This is a genomic window from Pseudoalteromonas sp. AS84 (assembly GCF_038900255.1).
GTDB lineage: Bacteria > Pseudomonadota > Gammaproteobacteria > Enterobacterales > Alteromonadaceae > Pseudoalteromonas.
Window position 1 is genome coordinate 31,216 of record NZ_JBBMQY010000012.1, and the last position, 16,911, is coordinate 48,126.

Sequence of the window (16,911 nt, forward strand, 5' to 3'; positions counted from 1 at the left end):
TTTGAACTTAGATATGTGGAAAAAACCTTTTGAAGTAATCACTTAAATTTTATCCTGATCTTTTTAGGATAGGCAGATTATAACTAGGCTACCTGTGTGGCTTTTATGTAAATACCTACTACTGCCTGCATTTAATTTGTTTGAAAGATTCAGTTTAGAACTATCGGATACACATGTCAGATTATAAATTTGGTTATATTATTTTGTAATTTGACCTACATCGTGTTTAACCTGATTTATTGAGCTAGCCAGCTGCAAATCATAAATAAACTTTCTTTGATATCTCGTAAAAATGTTCATTATCATTTTTATACTCGAAAAGAACATCGACTAATGAATGTTTGTTTAATGAGGGTAAATTATGAGCTCAATTGTGAAGGTAAGACTTAAACATTCGGTTACTAACTGGCCAATATTATTCATTAATACTTTTTCTCACAATATTGAAACCATCTCTTTAATTACTAATTTTATAACATTCACTTGAGTATCACATCAACCGGTAAATCAAAGTTAAAATATGCAAAATTATCAGATAAGCTACATGTATTTGATACGGCCTAAACTAAAATTTATAATTACTCAGAATAAAAAAGCTATACCTTATAAATAACTTGATACACTTATCATTAAAATCAATCACTTAAACACAAACCAAGAAAGCCATATATAATAATTTTGTAAAATATACGTTATTGAAAAACGAGGAAACACCAACTAAATACAAAGTTACCACGTCAACAAGGCTTGGCAGATAGTCGACATTCGATTAAATAATGTAGCCTGGAGGAGGGGTAAGTTTAATAGCAAATAGTTTACTTAATATAGATAATCTGTCCGCATTATTATTAGTACTAACACATCAAGATTTCAAACATAAGTTAAAGTATTGCAATTAAACTTAGTAGTAAAATTAGTTCCTATCTTGGTAAATATTCCCTCTTTTGTTAATTTCTCTCATTGCCTCTTGGTTTTTTTTGCGTCTTTCTTCTGCCAATTCTTTTGACATGCATGTACGCTTTTTAATATTACTACCTGTCACCGCTATTTTTTCGCATACCATATTTTCATTACTGCTTAGAGAGTCTTCACTCAGTGAACTACAACCAGATAGAAATAGTAAACTTGAAATGATTATTACGATTAGCTTTTTCATTTTATTCCCTTAAAGTAAAAGCGCTAATATTATAAATATTAGCGCTTTATTGCTGTTTTTCTGAACTCTAGAACTTAGCGTTAAGAGTCAAGAATATGTGACGACCAGTTGTATTGTAAGTACGAGGGTCAGTATTATCGTTAAACCCTGTTGCTGCATACGGAGGATCTTCATCAAATACGTTATTAATACCAACAGTAGCTGTGTAGTTATCAAGGAAGTAACTAAAGCGAACATTGTGTATTACTTGTGAGTCAACGGTTCTGATAACATCATAAGAATCAAGAGTACCACCGATATTAACGGCTTCAGTTCTAAATGAAGAGTTAACATCAGCTAAATCATCAGGGTCAATATTTGTAAAGTTTTCTTCAACCTCACCAATGTAACGCAATGCATAAGTTGCAGACCAATTCTCTTGAGCTAACGATACATTGAAGTTAGTTTTCCACTCAGGGAAGTTACCATCACCACTATTTCGGCGGTAGTAGCCAGCATTTTGAAGTGTTGAACCGTCGGCTTGAGTTATTGTGTAGTCGTCATAGTAAGTTGCATCTAAGCTTGCTGATAATGAACCAATTGACGTATCAGTTGTATAAGCAACATTAAAATCGTAACCAGATGACTCTACACCACCAACATTTATGTTTCTGTTATCAATGTCACTTGAGTTACCAGCTAAAATACCTGATGTATAACGAGTTATTTGATCACAGTATGTACCGCTTTCAGCACACTTGTTTAAAATTAACTGCTCGCCTACAGAGCTAATTGCATTTTCCAGCTCGATATCCCAGTAATCGATTGTGAAAGATAAACCATCAACAAACTCAGGGCTATAAACTACACCAACTGTAAATATATCAGCTTCTTCTGGTTGCAACTCTGGGTTACCACCAAGAGTAGAAGATAATTGGTCACCAATAGGTTCAAAACCAGCTGCTGGTACGCCGTCAGCTATACAGAATGATGTAGGGTTAGTAGCACACGGGTCCGAAACTTCAGGGCTATTATCTGATGCGCCAGAGAATAAATCAGAAGTTGAAGGTGCTCTAAATGCAGTAGATGATGTTCCTCGGAACATAAGGCCGTCCATAGGAGACCATTTAATTCCTACTTTATGGTTTGTAGTATCGCCAAAAGTATCATAATCAGAATAACGAATTGCTAAATCTAGCTCTAACACTTTTGCAAAAGGTGCGTCATATAATAGCGGTACATTAAACTCAGCATAAGCCTCATCTACAGTGTAGCTGCCTGATGTTTCTTGACGGCTAGATCCAGATGTAATTCCTAATGCTATTAGTGCATCAGGGAAATCACCACCTTTCTCTTCACGATGTTCTAGACCAAATGCCATACCTAAACTACCTGCTGGTAATTCAAATGCACTACCAAATACACTACCACTAATAATTTGCTGTTCGTTTGAACCAAAATCGTGAGCTTCAAACGAAATAAAATCTAACATTTCTTGAGTAACTTGAGTATCAGTTCCTGGGATACCAAATACATTTAATGATGTACAACCAGCGATAGGATCATCTACAGTTCCACATACAATGCTACCGTCAACGTCTTGGAATGAAGGACCTACGGCTTGTGAAACTTTTTCAAAGTTTACGCCGCCAGCTCGTTTAGTTGTAGAATCACTTGAACCAAAGATGTATGAAACTTCATAACCCCAATCGTCATTGATATCGCCTTCAAAACCAACTACTGCGCGAACTGTATCTACGCGAAATTGAGTATCTCGACCGCCAGTTTCAACCATACGACGGCGCCAATCAGAAATTTCAACTGAGTCACCATTTCTGTCTTTAGGACCAAATTGTTGGTTATAGTAGTTATCTGCAGAATAATTTGCATTTGTCACACCAAAGAACGCAAGTGGTGCTAAAGGTAATGGAGCAAGCTTAGTATCTGAAATACGGCGGTTTAAACTAACTTCTGAAAAGAAACGAACATGATCAGAAAACTCATAGTTACTCTGAACAAATACACCATATCGCTCAGCCGGAGTTAAGTGAAAGTTTACAGGAGCAAAGTTGTAAGTATCTTTATCCCAATCCCAACAATCATAACCAGTTGGATTAGAAAAATCGCTTGGATCTGATTGGCCTGGACCATTAGCTGCACCGTGAGTAAAAGAAGAACAATCTTCACCAGCTACTGAACCATCAATACCGTTGTAACGACCCCATGGTGGAGCTGAAGAACCACCTTTAGAAAGCTCACCTGTATGATCCATGTCTAAAGAAAATTTAGACCAGTCTCTATCACCAGAAGACTGAGAACCCTGCTGAACGTAATATGCACTAGCTACCACGCTGCCTTTATCGCTTGTTAAACCAACAGTAAAATCGTAGCTCTTAGTTTCGCCATCACCGCCGTGTGTCGAAGCATCGTAACTTGCTGTAGCTTCAAAACCTTCAAAATCATCACGTGTAATAACGTTAACTACACCGCCAATAGCATCTGAACCGTAGATTGCAGAAGCACCGTCTTTTAGAATTTCAACTCGCTTGATAATTGCTGTAGGGATTGTACTTAAATCTACAGAAGAGTTTGCACCACTACCCGACGCAACCATTCTACGGCCGTTTAATAATACTAGCGTTCTTGAAGAACCCAAACCACGTAAAGATACACGCACCGCGCCTGAGCCACCATTATTAACAGAAGCATTAGTACCAGCACCAGCAACTGAAGGAATTTCTTGAAGAATGTCACCTACGTTACCAATACCTGAAGCAATTAGGTCATCGCGTGTTAATATTTGTACTGGATTCGCACCTTCCATATCAGTTCTTTTAATACGTGAACCAGTTACTTCAATTCTTTCCACTTTATCGGCGCCTTCGGCTGCCATTATATTACCTGAAAATGCAGCTGTTGAAGCTGCGCCAAATGCAAGTGCGACACGCACTGCTTTAGCTACTTGATTGTTTAACATTTGATTCTCCCTGGTGTCACTACTTGATAGTAGTAATCATTATTTAATTATTTTAGTTACATAAGATTAACAGCAACTAAAGCAAATAATAAACAAAAAGCACCAAAAAGCCAACAAAAAGTTAACAACTCTTTGCGAAAAAAGAAATGTTTGCGAATATAATAATTAAAATTGCAACAAACCAGAATAAATAAGATGTGGACAGTATGAAAACACAGATATGTTGCTATTTGTGGTATTATTAAAAAAGCTCATCCTGATAATTTAACCCAAAACAAACATTGCAGTTCAAAATAAGATCGACCATTTCAATTAGCGGTACAATCTGTTTTTCCACATAAATTGCATAGTCATAGCTATGAAAGCCTTGATAAAGCTCAACCCCAGCGGTTGTGTAAACAAATGTAACAAATTCGCCTCTATTAACTGTAAATTCGCTATTTTTTTTCTGGTGTTTTTTAACTGCTTGTACATGAGGGGGAATATTTTTCTTATAATCGATTAAGTTTTGACCTAATCTCTTTTTAAATATGAGTAAATCATCAAACTCACCTTTAAATAACTTTGTTGTATAGTCTTTTACAAGGTCATTTATGTTTAAATTTCCATCAAAAAGACTAGTAAATAAATCGAACTGAAATTGTTGAGCAAGTTTAGTCCAATCACTTCTTACCGTTTCTAATCCTTTAAATACTAGTTTTGATTCGTTTGGTTTAATTAATTTACCTACGTAGCGCTTTTTAGAGCCAACTAACTTCCCTCTTATTGTTGGTAAAAAGAAAGGGCTATAAAGAGATTCAAACTCTATTTCTAAATGACTTGTTAAATTGTGCGTTTGTTTAGTCTCGTTAACCCAATCTGTAGTTATCTTTTGAGCTAAAAACACACCAACTTCATTACACTCATCTGGTGTTAGCTCATCATCCAACTTAATAAACGTAGAATCGGTATCGCCATAAATGACGCTATAACCAAGATCTTCTATCCATTTTTTAGTTTGTAGCATTATTTCGTGCCCTCTTAACGTAATAGAGCTAGATAATCTGGGATCGTAAAACCTGCACCCTTTTGAGCCTAAAACGCCATATAAACTATTCATTATTATTTTGATTGCTTGAGAGAGCATTTGATCTTGATTGTCTTTGGCAAGCTGCCTTTGAGACGCTAAGCTTTTAACGAGTAGAGGGAGGTGGTGTTTGTCTCGCGAGAATACGGCTTCATTAAACCCCTGCACACTATGTTCAGGATTTTGCAGACCTTCTATTAGTCCAAGTGGATCAATGTAAAAAGTTTGCATAATACTGGGGTATAGACTTTTAAAGTCTAAAACAATGACATTTTTATAAAGCCCAGGAATAGACTCCATGACATAACCACCAGGGCTTTCAAATGTAAGTCCATGATCGCCCATATTTGGGGCAACATAACCACTGCGATGCAGTAATGGTAAATACATATTGATAAAAGCAGCAACAGAGCCGCCCTTTTTTTCAAGCTCTAACCCCGTAAGCTTTGTTCTTATAATAGAAAAATCGAGTAGCTTTAATTTATCAAAAATTTTATTTACCAAAATACAATCTTGTCGATTATATTTTGCTAAAGAAAGTTTATCTTCGTTAAATTGCCTAATAATTTCCTGCAAACTATTAGCCGTGTCAATTAATTTAGACTCACCCAACACTTGATTTGAAACATTAGCTAGAGAAAAACTCTCAAAACTATATGTACCGTTTTTTAATGTGTCTATTCCATCAACCACACATCGCCCGGGAATCGATACTCGAGTAAAGTGTCCTTTTCGAACATATAAAGGTTGATCTCCCCTACCCAGTAATAACTTAACCCCAAGTGCTTCAGCTCTTTCATGAATAACCGAAAAATCGAACTCAATTACATTCCAGCCAATTATGACATCAGGATCGCTAAGCTTAATAAAATGCTCTACCCCCCTTAACAGTTCAGCCTCATCTACACACCAAATAATATCAAACTCTAGGTTTGCGGCTTCTCTATCTGGCTCGCCAATCATTAAAACACAGTCTAAATTACAGCCCACAAGTCCAACAGAAAACAAAACGCCACTTTCGTTACATTCAATGTCTAACGAGAGTTTATTAAGAGCTGGGGAATACTCATCATTCGCTTTTAATTTAGCGTTGGTTATTAATGTATAGCTATCTTGCTTAAATACATTACCCGTTATCCAAGCACCTCCTTTTATAAAGCGCTCCATTAGGTAACGCTCTATCGGTCGAATGTCTTCTTCAAATAATACAACTCCACGCTGCTTTAAAGCTTTAGTAGCACAATAAAAGTGTTTAAGTGACTTGAAGTAACAAGCCGACATTTCTTCTTGCTGAAAGTTTTTTAACTCAAGACTTTTAACATTAAAGGTAAGTGATTCAGCGGCTAATATTTCATTCGCTATTTCAGCATCTTTACTTTTGATAAAAAACAGCGCATTTTCGTTAGTCGACACCGTTTTTATAGGCCCTTTATCACTACAAAACCACGCTTCGTAGCAGATGCCGTTAGCTGTATCATAAGCATGAGAAGAAACAATAAAACCGGCTGTTAAGTACATTATTACTAAACCTTATACATATATATGTAAGTTTTTACTTAATTCAAAATGCTTTAAAGCCATACATTCAACCTAAATAAACACTCAGATACTTTATTTGCTAAATTAATCTCATCACTTCTTGTAGTTACACTCTTATAACTCTAAAATCCATAGCACTGTAATTATATACATACTTTAGGTAAATCATCCCATGCTTTCTGACTCACTAAAAAAAACAATTAGGCAAGTACACCAGCATGTGGCTAGTAACCTAAACGATTATCGCCCTCGCAGCAGCCAAAACTACCTTGTAGCTGAAATAGCAAAAACCCTTGCAGGCGAATACCATAAAAAGCAGCGCATATGCGTAATTGAAGCTGGCACCGGTACAGGAAAGTCTCTTGCCTATTGTTTAGGCGCATTACCGCTTGCCTTAGCGCAAAAAAAGAAGCTAGTTATTTCTACCGCAACTGTTGCACTGCAAGAACAATTAATAGCAAAAGAACTGCCATTTTTTAAAAAGCATTCAGGCCTCGACTTTAAATTTGATTTGGTAAAAGGTCGCCATCGTTATATTTGTGCCCACAAATTACATAATGCTGTAAACGGCGATAGCCAAACACAAATGGACTTTATGCCAACGCTTACTTCACCATTGAGCGCAATGGAAACCAAGTGTTTGAATGAGCTATATAACGCCTATGTGAATAAAAAATGGCAAGGCGATAGAGACAGCTGGGCCGATACTGTACCCGATAGAGTGTGGAACTTAATAGCGTGCGACAAACATTCATGCCAGCGCCAAATGAAGGCCCATCAAACGTGTCCGTTTCAGCTTGCTCGTAATCAATTAATGCAAATGGATGTGCTGGTAATTAATCACTCTTTATTACTTGCCGATTTAGACTTAGGCGGCGGTAAAATTTTACCAGAGCCCGACAACACCATTTACGTTATTGATGAAGCCCACCATTTAGCACATATAACACGCGATTTTTCATCAGCTGCTGCCACAATTAAAGGCACGATAGAATGGCTTGATAAGCTCACCAAGTTTAGCGGGAAAATGGCGAAGGTTTTAGTGGGACAAAGAGCCATTGGGCAAAACTTTAAACTTTGCGACAGTATTAACGATGCAAATAAAGATTTAAAAGTAGTTCGCGATATTCTTGATAATGCCGACTTTGAATACTCAAAAGATGATACTTATCGCTTTGAGCACGGTGAAATTCCACAATCGCTGCACAGTAAAGCAAAAGACATAAGCGAAGCCACGCAAGATGCGCTGCGCTGTTTAAACAAAATGCACGACACCCTTACCCAAGATGTTAGCGATGGCGACATAAAACCTTACGTTGCCGACCCAATACTAGGCGAAAGCGGTCAATACATAAACAGGTTAGAGCAACTAAACAAACTATGGTTTAGTTACGCTAAAAAAGGCGAAGGTGCTCCTCATGCACGGTGGATAAAACGCCTTGAATACAAAAGCCATCACGACCACTTATTAAGCGACTGCCCTATCGAAGTCGGTTATTACTTAAAAGATAAATTGTGGCGAGAATGCGCGGGCGCTGTTTTATGCTCTGCTACATTAAGTGCACTGGGCTCGTTCGATCACTTTGCTTACGAAACAGGACTTGCTAAAGAAGAAGGCGTTAAATTTATTAAAGTACCTTCTCCATTTGATTACCCCAAACAAGCCACTTTACGTATTCCGGTATCAAAAGTAGAACCTACCGATAAAGACTTTAGTGATCACCTAGCTAAAACTTTACCAGAGTACCTAAATGATAAAAAAGCGAACCTTGTACTATTCGCTTCTTACTGGCAAATGGACCACGTAACAAAGTTTCTTAGAACAAAAGGTTTTAACTTATTAGTACAAGGTGAGATGTCGCGAGAAGCATTGCTTAAATTACACACTAAAAATGTAGACGAAGGTAAAGGCAGTATTTTATTTGGAACACAAAGCCTTTCGGAAGGTCTTGATTTGCCTGGAAAATATTTAGAGAACTTAATAATTACTAAAATTCCGTTTGCGGTACCTACTTCGCCAATAGAAGAAGCGCAAGCAGAGTTTGTACAAAGCAAAGGTGGCAACCCGTTTTTAACGATTACCGTACCAGACGCCGCAAAGAAATTGGTGCAAAGCTGTGGTAGACTGCTGCGAAAAGAGAGTGATGAAGGCTGTATTACTATTCTCGATAGACGCTTAGTTACTAAGCGATACGGTAAAGCCATGCTCGACACCCTACCACCTTTTAAAAGACAAATAGATTATTAATGTTTGAACTCGCACTCGATCCAACAACCTGGGCTGTTTTATGTGCTGTTGCACTTGCCGCAGGTTTTATAGACGCTATCGCCGGTGGCGGTGGTATGTTAACTGTGCCCGCTTTATTAACTGCAGGCTTACCTCCACATTTAACATTAGGCACCAATAAACTCGCGGCTAGTTTTGGCTCCTTAACAGCTAGTTATACGTACTATAAAAAGAATTTATTTAGCCCGAAATTTTGGGCGGCCTCCATCATAGCTACTGCAATAGGTGCATTGATAGGTACTGTTATTGTTGATCATTTAAGTATCGATTTTTTAAACAAACTACTACCCATTATTATTATTTTAGTTGCCGCTTATAGCTTATTTGGTAATTTAAGTACCACAGAAGGCGATGAACTGCCTAAACTCAACAAAGCGATGAAAATAAAACAATGGCTACAGGGTTTAGCATTAGGCTTTTTTGATGGTTTAGCAGGCCCAGGTACGGGTACTTTTTGGACTGCTTCTAATGGCATGCTTTATAAAATGAACCTGCTACTCAATTGTGGTTTAGCGCGTTCAATGAACTTTGTTTCTAATTTTATATCGCTCATTACCTTTGTAGCACTCGGACATGTAAACTTTTTACTTGGCATAACAATGGGCTTTTTTATTATGCTTGGTGCATGGATTGGAGCGCATTCAGCAATACGGTTTGGTAGCAAATTTATTCGCCCTGTATTTAATACTATGGTTATACTTTTAGCATTAAAGCTAATTTATGAGGCTTACTTTTAATATGCACCCTACAGCTTTAGATAAACTACGCCAACAAGTTGCAACGCTAAAACAACAAGCTGAGCAATTTGATAAAGCTAAACTTTTTTCTAAAAATCGTTACATGCAAGCACAACCTAGCTTGTTTGACCGCGCCGTTTTTAGTACCAAAAGCATGAACCTAGTCGATTACGTAATAGAAATAGAAGTTGAAGTGTCACGATTACCGCCAAGCGAGCATCGCCATGCTTATACCTACGCGCTTGAACGTATAGGAGCTCAGGTACAAGCTGTATTCAATGTTATTAAATCAACGCCTATTTGGATTAAAGAAAACAAAAGCCATTATAAACCTCGCCCTAAGCAAACTGTTTATAAGCACGCTGTACAAAAAATAATGCAATCATCGCATGAGCTTTACGATGAATTAAAACAAAACCATGAGTTTGAACGCCGTTTAGTACTCATGATTGAAGAACGTAAGATGCAAATGGATAAAGCCTCGCCAGCTAAAGCACAAAAACTTAACCTTGAAATATTAAGCACACACGCTCGATTAGGTCGCTGCAGAAAAGCAATTTCTGCCACCGAGGACAAAATACAACAAGTAGAAAAACAGCAGCTGCGTTAAGGCGCACTTTACTATGCAGCTTTATTATCATCCATTGTATTCAGACCTTATACTCCCAGAACGTCATCGATTCCCTATTCAAAAGTATCAGTTACTTAAAACCGAAATAGAAAATCTAGGTGTTTCGGCTATTCACTTTAAAGATCCTAAAAAAGCAACCGCATCTCAACTTGCGCTATGTCATAGCCAACGTTATATAGATGATTTTTTAAATGGCGGGTTAAGCGATAAAGCGATTAAAAAAATGGGATTTCCCTATTCGCAACAACTTGTAGAGCGCACTCTTTTATCAATTGGCGGGAGTATTCAAGCTGCTGAAGCGGCTTTTAGTCACGATCTAACCTTCAATTTAAGCGGTGGTTATCATCATGCCTATAGCGATTTTGGCAGTGGCTTTTGCATTTTTAATGATTTAGCTATTGCAGCAGCACATTTAATAAATACAGAGCAAGCCGACACTGTTTTAATTTTTGATTGCGACGTACACCAAGGCGATGGCACAGCACAAATCACTCAAAACTATAATCAAATTATTACCTGCTCAATTCATTGTGAACAAAATTTTCCTCGTAATAAGCAAGAGTCTACTTACGATTTTGCATTGCCCGCTAAAACAACCGACGCTGAGTACCTTGCTACATTAAGGCAAGCTCTCGATTTTTGCGTGCGCATTCATAACCCCGATATTATTTTGTATAATGCAGGCGCTGATATTTACACTAAAGACGAGTTAGGCTTGTTTAATATATCGCTCAATGGCGTATATGAGCGCGACTTGTTTGTTCTCAACTTCTGTAAGCAACATCAAATCTCACTAATGTGCGCTTTAGGTGGCGGTTATCAGCGTAATTTGAGTTCACTAATTAATGTTCATAAACAACTATTTAAAGCCGCTATCGATTTATAGTAAGCCTTAGTATAGACTCAGTTAAACGGATTATTTTAAAGCGGTGGGAATATGCGATTACACGAAGATATACACAACTATTACGAAAAGATTGTAGTTGAAGAAATCATCAAACTTAAACTTGATGAAAAATATGGTGAAGATGTAATGGCTGACTTTTGTTGTACGGTACTAAATCAGCTCCCACCACGATATATTCGCTACGATGTAGATATGGCATTTTATTTACCGCAATCAGAACGTATACATATGGAACAGCGTGTGCAAACAGCAATAAATGTCGCCATTAGTCAAATATCAAAAAAGAAAGAGTTAAATGACCAACCCACTTGATCAAGCCCCTACACATATTAAACTTGCAGTAGATTTAATTATGATACTAGAGCAACACGATGTTGCTCCAGAAGAGGTCTTAAAAGCACTCGATATTGTTAAAAGCGACTTTGAAAAAAAGCTAGAAAAGCCATAACTCTATTCTATTATTTGTATGTCGTACTCGGTAACGATACCTTCGTGCTTAGTGCAATCAATTTTAACTTCACCAAATGTGCGCCTAGGCGAAGTTGAACGACGACAGGTCATATTTTGTGCTTTAACGCCAAATTGCGTTATATACAACGCAACTGTTTCATCTATTAGTTGTTTTTGCTGTGAACTCGCTGCACTATAAAATGCATCGTATTGCGCAGACCAATTTTCAACCCCCGCTTCTTTTGCAACGCCTAGCCAGCCCATCCCTAGTTTAGTAGATTGCTCCAAGTATTGGCCTTTCAAAAACATAAACGCCAACGTGTATTGTGCGCTTTTATAGCCTAGCCCAGCAGGCTCTTTTAAATAATTGAAAGCAGCCTCAAACTGTCCTTTTCGATACGCTTTAATACCATTGTATTCATTCTTTTTCATGGTGGTATCACTGTAAAGGTTGATTGGGCTTGAATTACATCCCCCCAACAAAGTAATAAATACCATAGAAGCTACTGAGAACTTTTTCATTCTTATCCTTAATTTATTATTTTTATATGCCAGTTCCGAATATGGCTTACACTTTTTATAAACCCTGTTATTCTAAAAACCAATCAGCATAATTAAAATACTATCATGACCTTAGCAAGCTTACTGCGATTATTTCTTCTGGCCGCTATTTGGGGCGCTTCTTTTTTATTTATGCGAATGGCCGCTAACAGCTTGGGGCCTGCGGTATTAATTGAGCTTAGAGTAGGCTTTGCTGCAGTTACTTTATTTATTGTTGCTTTGTATTTAAAACGCCGCTTAGCCTTTACTGAACACAAAAAACACTTTTTTATTATAGGCGCGTTTAATTCTGCTCTGCCATTTTTATTTTTTGCTTACGCAGCTCAAACTATAAGCGCTTCTACTTTATCAATTTTAAATTCAACAACCCCTATTTGGGGCGCAGTAGTTGGTATTTTATGGACAAAAACAAAGCCCACCAAAAGTATGGTGCTTGGTTTATTGCTTGGCTTAATAGGTGTTGCAATACTCGTTGGCCAAAATCACTTTGTATTAAATAGCCAATCAATCATAGCTATAGTAGCAGCATTAAGCGCTTCACTTTGCTATGCCATTGCATCGCATTACACTAAAAATGCGCCCAAATTGGCTCCATTCGATAACGCTCATGGCTCAATGTGGGCGTCGAGTTTTATGGTATTGCCACTTATTTTATTTATGCCAATACGTGAAGTTCCAACCACCAACGTTATGCTAGGTGTATTAGTACTGGGCGTAGTATGTACCGCGCTTGCGTATATATTATTTTTTAAACTTATTGACGATATAGGCCCAACTTCAGCACTCACTGTCACCTTTTTAATTCCATTATTTGGCATATTTTGGGGGCATTTATTTTTAGATGAGCAAATAGGGCCAAATACACTACTAGGCGCACTATTTGTAATTGTAGGCACAATGCTGGTTACTGGTTTTTTACCACGAAAGAAGCACTTAGCTAAAACAAGCTAAGTGATTAAAAGTGCATACTACTTCTTGCGTTAAGATTTACTGCTTATTCACTACTTTGGGATTGCTGAATACGTAACAACAACTCTGCAGTCGCGGTTGCATCGGCAAGTGCCCGGTGATGGCTGGTCAAATTTAAATTAAAGTGCGATGAGAGATTGCCCAGCGAATACGACTTTAAGCCTTTAAACGCTTTGCGCGACTCAACCACGGTGCACATTTTTGGCATTTTAAAAAAGTGCCCTGCCATCTCGCATTCTTTTTTAATAAAGCCGTAGTCGAAGTTAACGTTATGGGCTACAAAAATACTGCCTGCGAGTTTATCTAGCAATGGCTGTGCTATTTCGGCAAATACAGGTGCGTTGTAAACCATACTGTCGCTAATACCAGTTAGTGACGTTATAAATCCAGGTATATGGCGCTCGGGGTTAACTAAGCTTGTCCAAGTATCAATTACTTTACCGTGCTGTACTTTAACTACGCCAATTTCGGTAATACGGTTACCGCCTTTTAAGCCGCCTGTGGTTTCTATATCGACCACACTGTAAATACGGTTAGGATCTACAAACCATTTAACCGCAGCAATGTGTACTGTAAAGCCTACGTTTTTTAAGTTATCAATAGTGGTTAATTGGTTGCGCCTAAGCTTATCGCCTGGGGCTTTTACTTCTTCAAAATGTACTTGGCCATTATTGATAACCATTAAGTCGGGGTAGCCATCTTTTAGCTGTAAATAATGTTTACTCATGGCTGTTAAGTGCGCAATTAACGCCTTAATAGGGCTGTTTAAAATGAGCGCTTCTAGTGGCTCTAATAAATTGCTACGCCATCTAAACAAGCCGTTAGGTTGCTCAAAGTATTGCGCTGCATTTTTGCATACCAAATTAAGTAATGCTTGCGACGTTTGGCACTGCGCTAAGCGCTCATTTATTTGTGTTTGCTGCGCTTCATAAAAATTACCAAGCCTTAATACTTGCGGATAAATATCAAACTCATTGCATGGCGGGTAAGGCGACTCTATAAATAACTCATGCCAAAATACTAAACCAAACAAACTTTGCCAAAGCGTGTTTTCGGTATTAAATACAGCCATACCTTGGCGAGTATAATAATCGTTTACGCCCTGCTCTACTTCACCTCGGTACAGTTCATCTATTTCTAGCACGCACTGAGTGTCGGCAAGCATGGCACTTAAACGCGAACGTGTTTTTTTATTAAACTTACGCATTAAAAAATCGTCAGCAAAATACAGCAAATCATCTGTAAGTGGATTTTCGATAATGGCTTCTAATCGTGCTTTTACCCACTCTTTATTGCCAAGCCTGTATTGCTCTCTTATTTGAATTTCTTGTGCTTCGCTATCATCCACGCACCCTTCAAGTAAGCTAAAAGCAAGTTCGCTATCAACACCTTTTAATTGCCTATAAAGCCTAACTAATAATTTATTTTTTAATGCAACGGCAATTGCACCATGTGCAGCTTGCACTAAAACCTGCGACGCTAAGGCAACATAGTCGCTCTTATCGGTTATATTTTTAAACGCTAACCGGTAACGGTTTAATAAATAGTTTGATTGCGCTTCGTCTAGTGTTTCAAAGCGTGACAAGCTCTCACTGTGCCCTTCGCGCGTAGCGGTTAAGCCTAAGTCTCGCATTACAAAACGGTTTTGATGATTCACATCACCACTGCTTAGTTTACCTGCAAATAAAAACTCAAAATACTCGTAGTAATCACTGCGGTTATTAATTACATACTGGCTATTAAGTGGCGCAAGCTCTTGTGGGCATGCTTTAAAAAACTCACGCGCAATATCCACCAGCGCGCCTTTAGCTGCACTCTTTTTAAAGCTTATTTGCTCTGGGTAATTACTTAGCAACTCAACCAAAGAAGGTTTGGTTAAGTGCGCTAAAAGCTTCTGGTAATGCTGCTCGTTTGGCTCAAATAAAATGCCCGCTTTTTTTAGCGTATAAATAGCCTGATGCGGCGATGTTATTTCTTCATAATTGAGCGATTGCGCCTGCACCAAATAAGGCTTTCGCGAGTACACACGCGCCAACATGCACTGGCTTTGCTCATCTAGCTGGTTAATTTTACTAATAAATTCACTATGTTTAGGCTCAAGTAAATGCATACATTTACTAGTTACAAACTCAATAAGCTCTCTAAAATGCGCTAAATAGTATTTTGCTGGTAATTCTTTTTTCATAATATCGCCATGACTGTATATAAAAACAGTATCTAGCATTTGTGCTTATTATTCAATCTTAAACTTGTAACTAAAACACGCTATAGTTAGCTTATTAAAGCAAATTCATAAAAAAATAAAGGACTTACCATGAGCGCGCACCCGTACGATGTTTTATCACTCAATAACGGCGCAAATATTATTTTTACACCCTGCCCTAGTACAAAAACACAAAACCTAGCGGATTCAATCGCCACATTAAAAGCCGCTGGCACTAACATACTGCTTTCACTTATGCCTCAAAAGGAGCTTGAAAAAAACAACGTAGAAACCATTTATAGTGAGTGCAATAAGCACGATATAACGTGGTTTCATTTACCTATAAATGACGACGAAGCACCAAAACAGCCTTTTACATCAAGCTGGAACACCCACAAAACCGACATATTACAAGCCATATTACAAAAGCAAACCATTGCAATACATTGCAAAGGCGGTACTGGCCGCACAGGCTTGGTCGCAGCGCTTATTTTAAATTCGGCAGGTTACACAAAAGATGAAGTATATAACCTAGTACAAGGCATTCGCCGTAAAGCACTGACTATTGAACTGCAAAAAGAGTACTTTGATAACTTTGAAGTATAAGGCAGAAATTGCGGAGGATTTAGCACTATAAATAGTCCTAAGGATATTCTTTTAAATGTTACTCTACGGCCTCAATCAATCGTCCAGTCATTGAGATACCAACAAGACTAATTGGTGAGTCAGCAGCGAAAACGTAAAACCAAACTATTTGCATTTTCTGATCTATTAAACAAACTTGGCTCTTTAGGTGAACAAATGCAAATATCACGTCTTCAACACTGTATTTATCACGAAGAAATGACATAACTTTTTCTGTTGCATTACCAATTGATATTGGTGGTTCGCCATCACCTAAGTCCCAATTAGGATGGTTTAACAAATCATCTGGTGTAATAAATAACTTTTTCCCATATTTCTCAAAAGTAGAGGACTCAAAGCAGCTGGGAAAGTAAGCATCAGCACTTACATTTATAGAAACTAAAATTAAAAGTAGATAAAGCGCTCTCATATCCATCCGTGTTTATAACGTCTCAATCAGCTGGAAACGCGAGCGCTTTGGCTCAGCCAGCGAGTGTTTTTCCGATGACTTGACTTGTTAGTTTTCAATTTTTTACAAGCCCTTCTCATACTTCCCAGCGTTCTTTAGCATATGCATATTTTCGGAAGTCCCAAACTTTATCGTTTGGTTTAAGCGAGAGGGAGAAATTTTACCAATAGTTTCTATAGGAATTGATTTTTCACTATATTGGTTCAATGATTGTTATATACAAGCCCGGATGGATAATATTGCAATCAAAGGAGTTGCCGACTCTTATTCCTTCTTCAGCACCAGTAATCCCATAAATACTTGCATATCCAGATGCGAACATGATTAAAATAAGACAAAAGAACCTCAAAATTGAC

The 16,911-nt window shown here is 37.8% G+C and carries 14 protein-coding genes; 8 read left to right on the top strand and 6 right to left on the bottom strand.

What is annotated here, in order from left to right; genetic code table 11:
- Positions 1–913 precede the first annotated feature (913 nt).
- The 3 genes from WNY79_RS13065 to WNY79_RS13075 all read right to left on the bottom strand — a co-directional run bounded on the left by WNY79_RS13065 (position 914) and on the right by WNY79_RS13075 (position 6,696).
- Complete coding sequence (locus tag WNY79_RS13065) at positions 914–1,156, bottom strand: hypothetical protein (protein ID WP_024593662.1); 243 nt, start codon at positions 1,154–1,156, stop codon at positions 914–916.
- 67 nt (positions 1,157–1,223) lie between these two features.
- Positions 1,224–4,112: a TonB-dependent receptor gene (locus tag WNY79_RS13070; RefSeq protein WP_342876061.1), complete on the bottom strand. Its 2,889-nt coding sequence runs from the start codon at positions 4,110–4,112 to the stop codon at positions 1,224–1,226.
- Positions 4,113–4,353: 241 nt separating this feature from the next.
- Positions 4,354–6,696: a DNA polymerase II gene (locus tag WNY79_RS13075; protein ID WP_342876062.1), complete on the bottom strand. Its 2,343-nt coding sequence runs from the start codon at positions 6,694–6,696 to the stop codon at positions 4,354–4,356.
- Positions 6,697–6,889: 193 nt separating this feature from the next.
- Between WNY79_RS13075 and dinG the strand changes: the two genes are divergently transcribed.
- Genes dinG through WNY79_RS13105 form a run of 6 tightly spaced genes read left to right on the top strand, consistent with a single transcriptional unit; the run spans position 6,890 to position 11,727 of the window.
- Entirely contained in the window at positions 6,890–8,965 is a 2,076-nt protein-coding gene (dinG, locus tag WNY79_RS13080; protein ID WP_007584036.1) for an ATP-dependent DNA helicase DinG, read from the top strand.
- Positions 8,965–9,741, top strand: coding sequence for a TSUP family transporter (locus WNY79_RS13085; RefSeq protein WP_024599782.1), 777 nt, complete (start codon positions 8,965–8,967; stop codon positions 9,739–9,741). The genes dinG and WNY79_RS13085 overlap by 1 nt, the downstream gene beginning before the upstream one ends.
- 1 nt (position 9,742) lies before the next feature.
- Positions 9,743–10,351 (top strand): primosomal replication protein, encoded by a 609-nt coding sequence (locus tag WNY79_RS13090; protein WP_342876063.1) that lies wholly within the window; start codon positions 9,743–9,745, stop codon positions 10,349–10,351.
- A gap of 13 nt (positions 10,352–10,364) precedes the next feature.
- Entirely contained in the window at positions 10,365–11,258 is an 894-nt protein-coding gene (locus WNY79_RS13095; RefSeq protein ID WP_342876064.1) for a histone deacetylase, read from the top strand.
- A 51-nt stretch (positions 11,259–11,309) separates the two neighbouring features.
- Entirely contained in the window at positions 11,310–11,591 is a 282-nt protein-coding gene (locus WNY79_RS13100) for a late competence development ComFB family protein (RefSeq protein WP_024599785.1), read from the top strand.
- Positions 11,575–11,727 (top strand): DUF2496 domain-containing protein, encoded by a 153-nt coding sequence (locus tag WNY79_RS13105; RefSeq protein ID WP_076915774.1) that lies wholly within the window; start codon positions 11,575–11,577, stop codon positions 11,725–11,727. Before WNY79_RS13100 ends, WNY79_RS13105 begins: the two co-directional genes overlap by 17 nt.
- Positions 11,728–11,729: 2 nt before the next feature.
- Here WNY79_RS13105 and WNY79_RS13110 read toward each other — a convergent pair whose 3' ends face one another.
- Positions 11,730–12,251 (bottom strand): sel1 repeat family protein, encoded by a 522-nt coding sequence (locus WNY79_RS13110; RefSeq protein WP_342876065.1) that lies wholly within the window; start codon positions 12,249–12,251, stop codon positions 11,730–11,732.
- 105 nt (positions 12,252–12,356) lie between these two features.
- On the opposite strand from WNY79_RS13110, the gene WNY79_RS13115 reads away from it, so the two are divergent.
- Complete coding sequence (locus WNY79_RS13115) at positions 12,357–13,241, top strand: DMT family transporter (protein WP_342876066.1); 885 nt, start codon at positions 12,357–12,359, stop codon at positions 13,239–13,241.
- A gap of 43 nt (positions 13,242–13,284) precedes the next feature.
- Here WNY79_RS13115 and WNY79_RS13120 read toward each other — a convergent pair whose 3' ends face one another.
- The gene (locus WNY79_RS13120) at positions 13,285–15,483 is read right to left on the bottom strand and encodes an exonuclease domain-containing protein (RefSeq protein ID WP_342876067.1); all 2,199 of its coding nucleotides are present in this window, start codon (positions 15,481–15,483) and stop codon (positions 13,285–13,287) included.
- A gap of 90 nt (positions 15,484–15,573) precedes the next feature.
- Here WNY79_RS13120 and WNY79_RS13125 point away from each other — a divergent pair, with 90 nt between their 5' ends.
- Entirely contained in the window at positions 15,574–16,068 is a 495-nt protein-coding gene (locus WNY79_RS13125; protein ID WP_342876068.1) for a dual specificity protein phosphatase family protein, read from the top strand.
- A gap of 58 nt (positions 16,069–16,126) precedes the next feature.
- Here the strand turns inward: WNY79_RS13125 and WNY79_RS13130 are convergent, their stop codons facing one another.
- Entirely contained in the window at positions 16,127–16,516 is a 390-nt protein-coding gene (locus WNY79_RS13130; RefSeq protein ID WP_024599790.1) for a hypothetical protein, read from the bottom strand.
- Between the last annotated feature and the right edge of the window lie 395 nt (positions 16,517–16,911).

Excerpts from the sequence above, each read along its gene's own strand:
- WNY79_RS13070 (WP_342876061.1), bottom strand. The coding sequence starts at position 4,112 with ATGTTAAACAATCAAGTAGCTAAAGCAGTGCGTGTCGCACTTGCATTT.
- WNY79_RS13115 (WP_342876066.1), top strand. The coding sequence starts at position 12,357 with ATGACCTTAGCAAGCTTACTGCGATTATTTCTTCTGGCCGCTATTTGG.
- WNY79_RS13125 (WP_342876068.1), top strand. The coding sequence starts at position 15,574 with ATGAGCGCGCACCCGTACGATGTTTTATCACTCAATAACGGCGCAAAT.
- WNY79_RS13065 (WP_024593662.1), bottom strand. The coding sequence starts at position 1,156 with ATGAAAAAGCTAATCGTAATAATCATTTCAAGTTTACTATTTCTATCT.
- WNY79_RS13090 (WP_342876063.1), top strand. The coding sequence starts at position 9,743 with ATGCACCCTACAGCTTTAGATAAACTACGCCAACAAGTTGCAACGCTA.
- WNY79_RS13120 (WP_342876067.1), bottom strand. The coding sequence starts at position 15,483 with ATGCTAGATACTGTTTTTATATACAGTCATGGCGATATTATGAAAAAA.
- WNY79_RS13085 (WP_024599782.1), top strand. The coding sequence starts at position 8,965 with ATGTTTGAACTCGCACTCGATCCAACAACCTGGGCTGTTTTATGTGCT.
- WNY79_RS13130 (WP_024599790.1), bottom strand. The coding sequence starts at position 16,516 with ATGAGAGCGCTTTATCTACTTTTAATTTTAGTTTCTATAAATGTAAGT.
- dinG (WP_007584036.1), top strand. The coding sequence starts at position 6,890 with ATGCTTTCTGACTCACTAAAAAAAACAATTAGGCAAGTACACCAGCAT.
- WNY79_RS13110 (WP_342876065.1), bottom strand. The coding sequence starts at position 12,251 with ATGAAAAAGTTCTCAGTAGCTTCTATGGTATTTATTACTTTGTTGGGG.
- WNY79_RS13075 (WP_342876062.1), bottom strand. The coding sequence starts at position 6,696 with ATGTACTTAACAGCCGGTTTTATTGTTTCTTCTCATGCTTATGATACA.
- WNY79_RS13100 (WP_024599785.1), top strand. The coding sequence starts at position 11,310 with ATGCGATTACACGAAGATATACACAACTATTACGAAAAGATTGTAGTT.
- WNY79_RS13095 (WP_342876064.1), top strand. The coding sequence starts at position 10,365 with ATGCAGCTTTATTATCATCCATTGTATTCAGACCTTATACTCCCAGAA.
- WNY79_RS13105 (WP_076915774.1), top strand. The coding sequence starts at position 11,575 with ATGACCAACCCACTTGATCAAGCCCCTACACATATTAAACTTGCAGTA.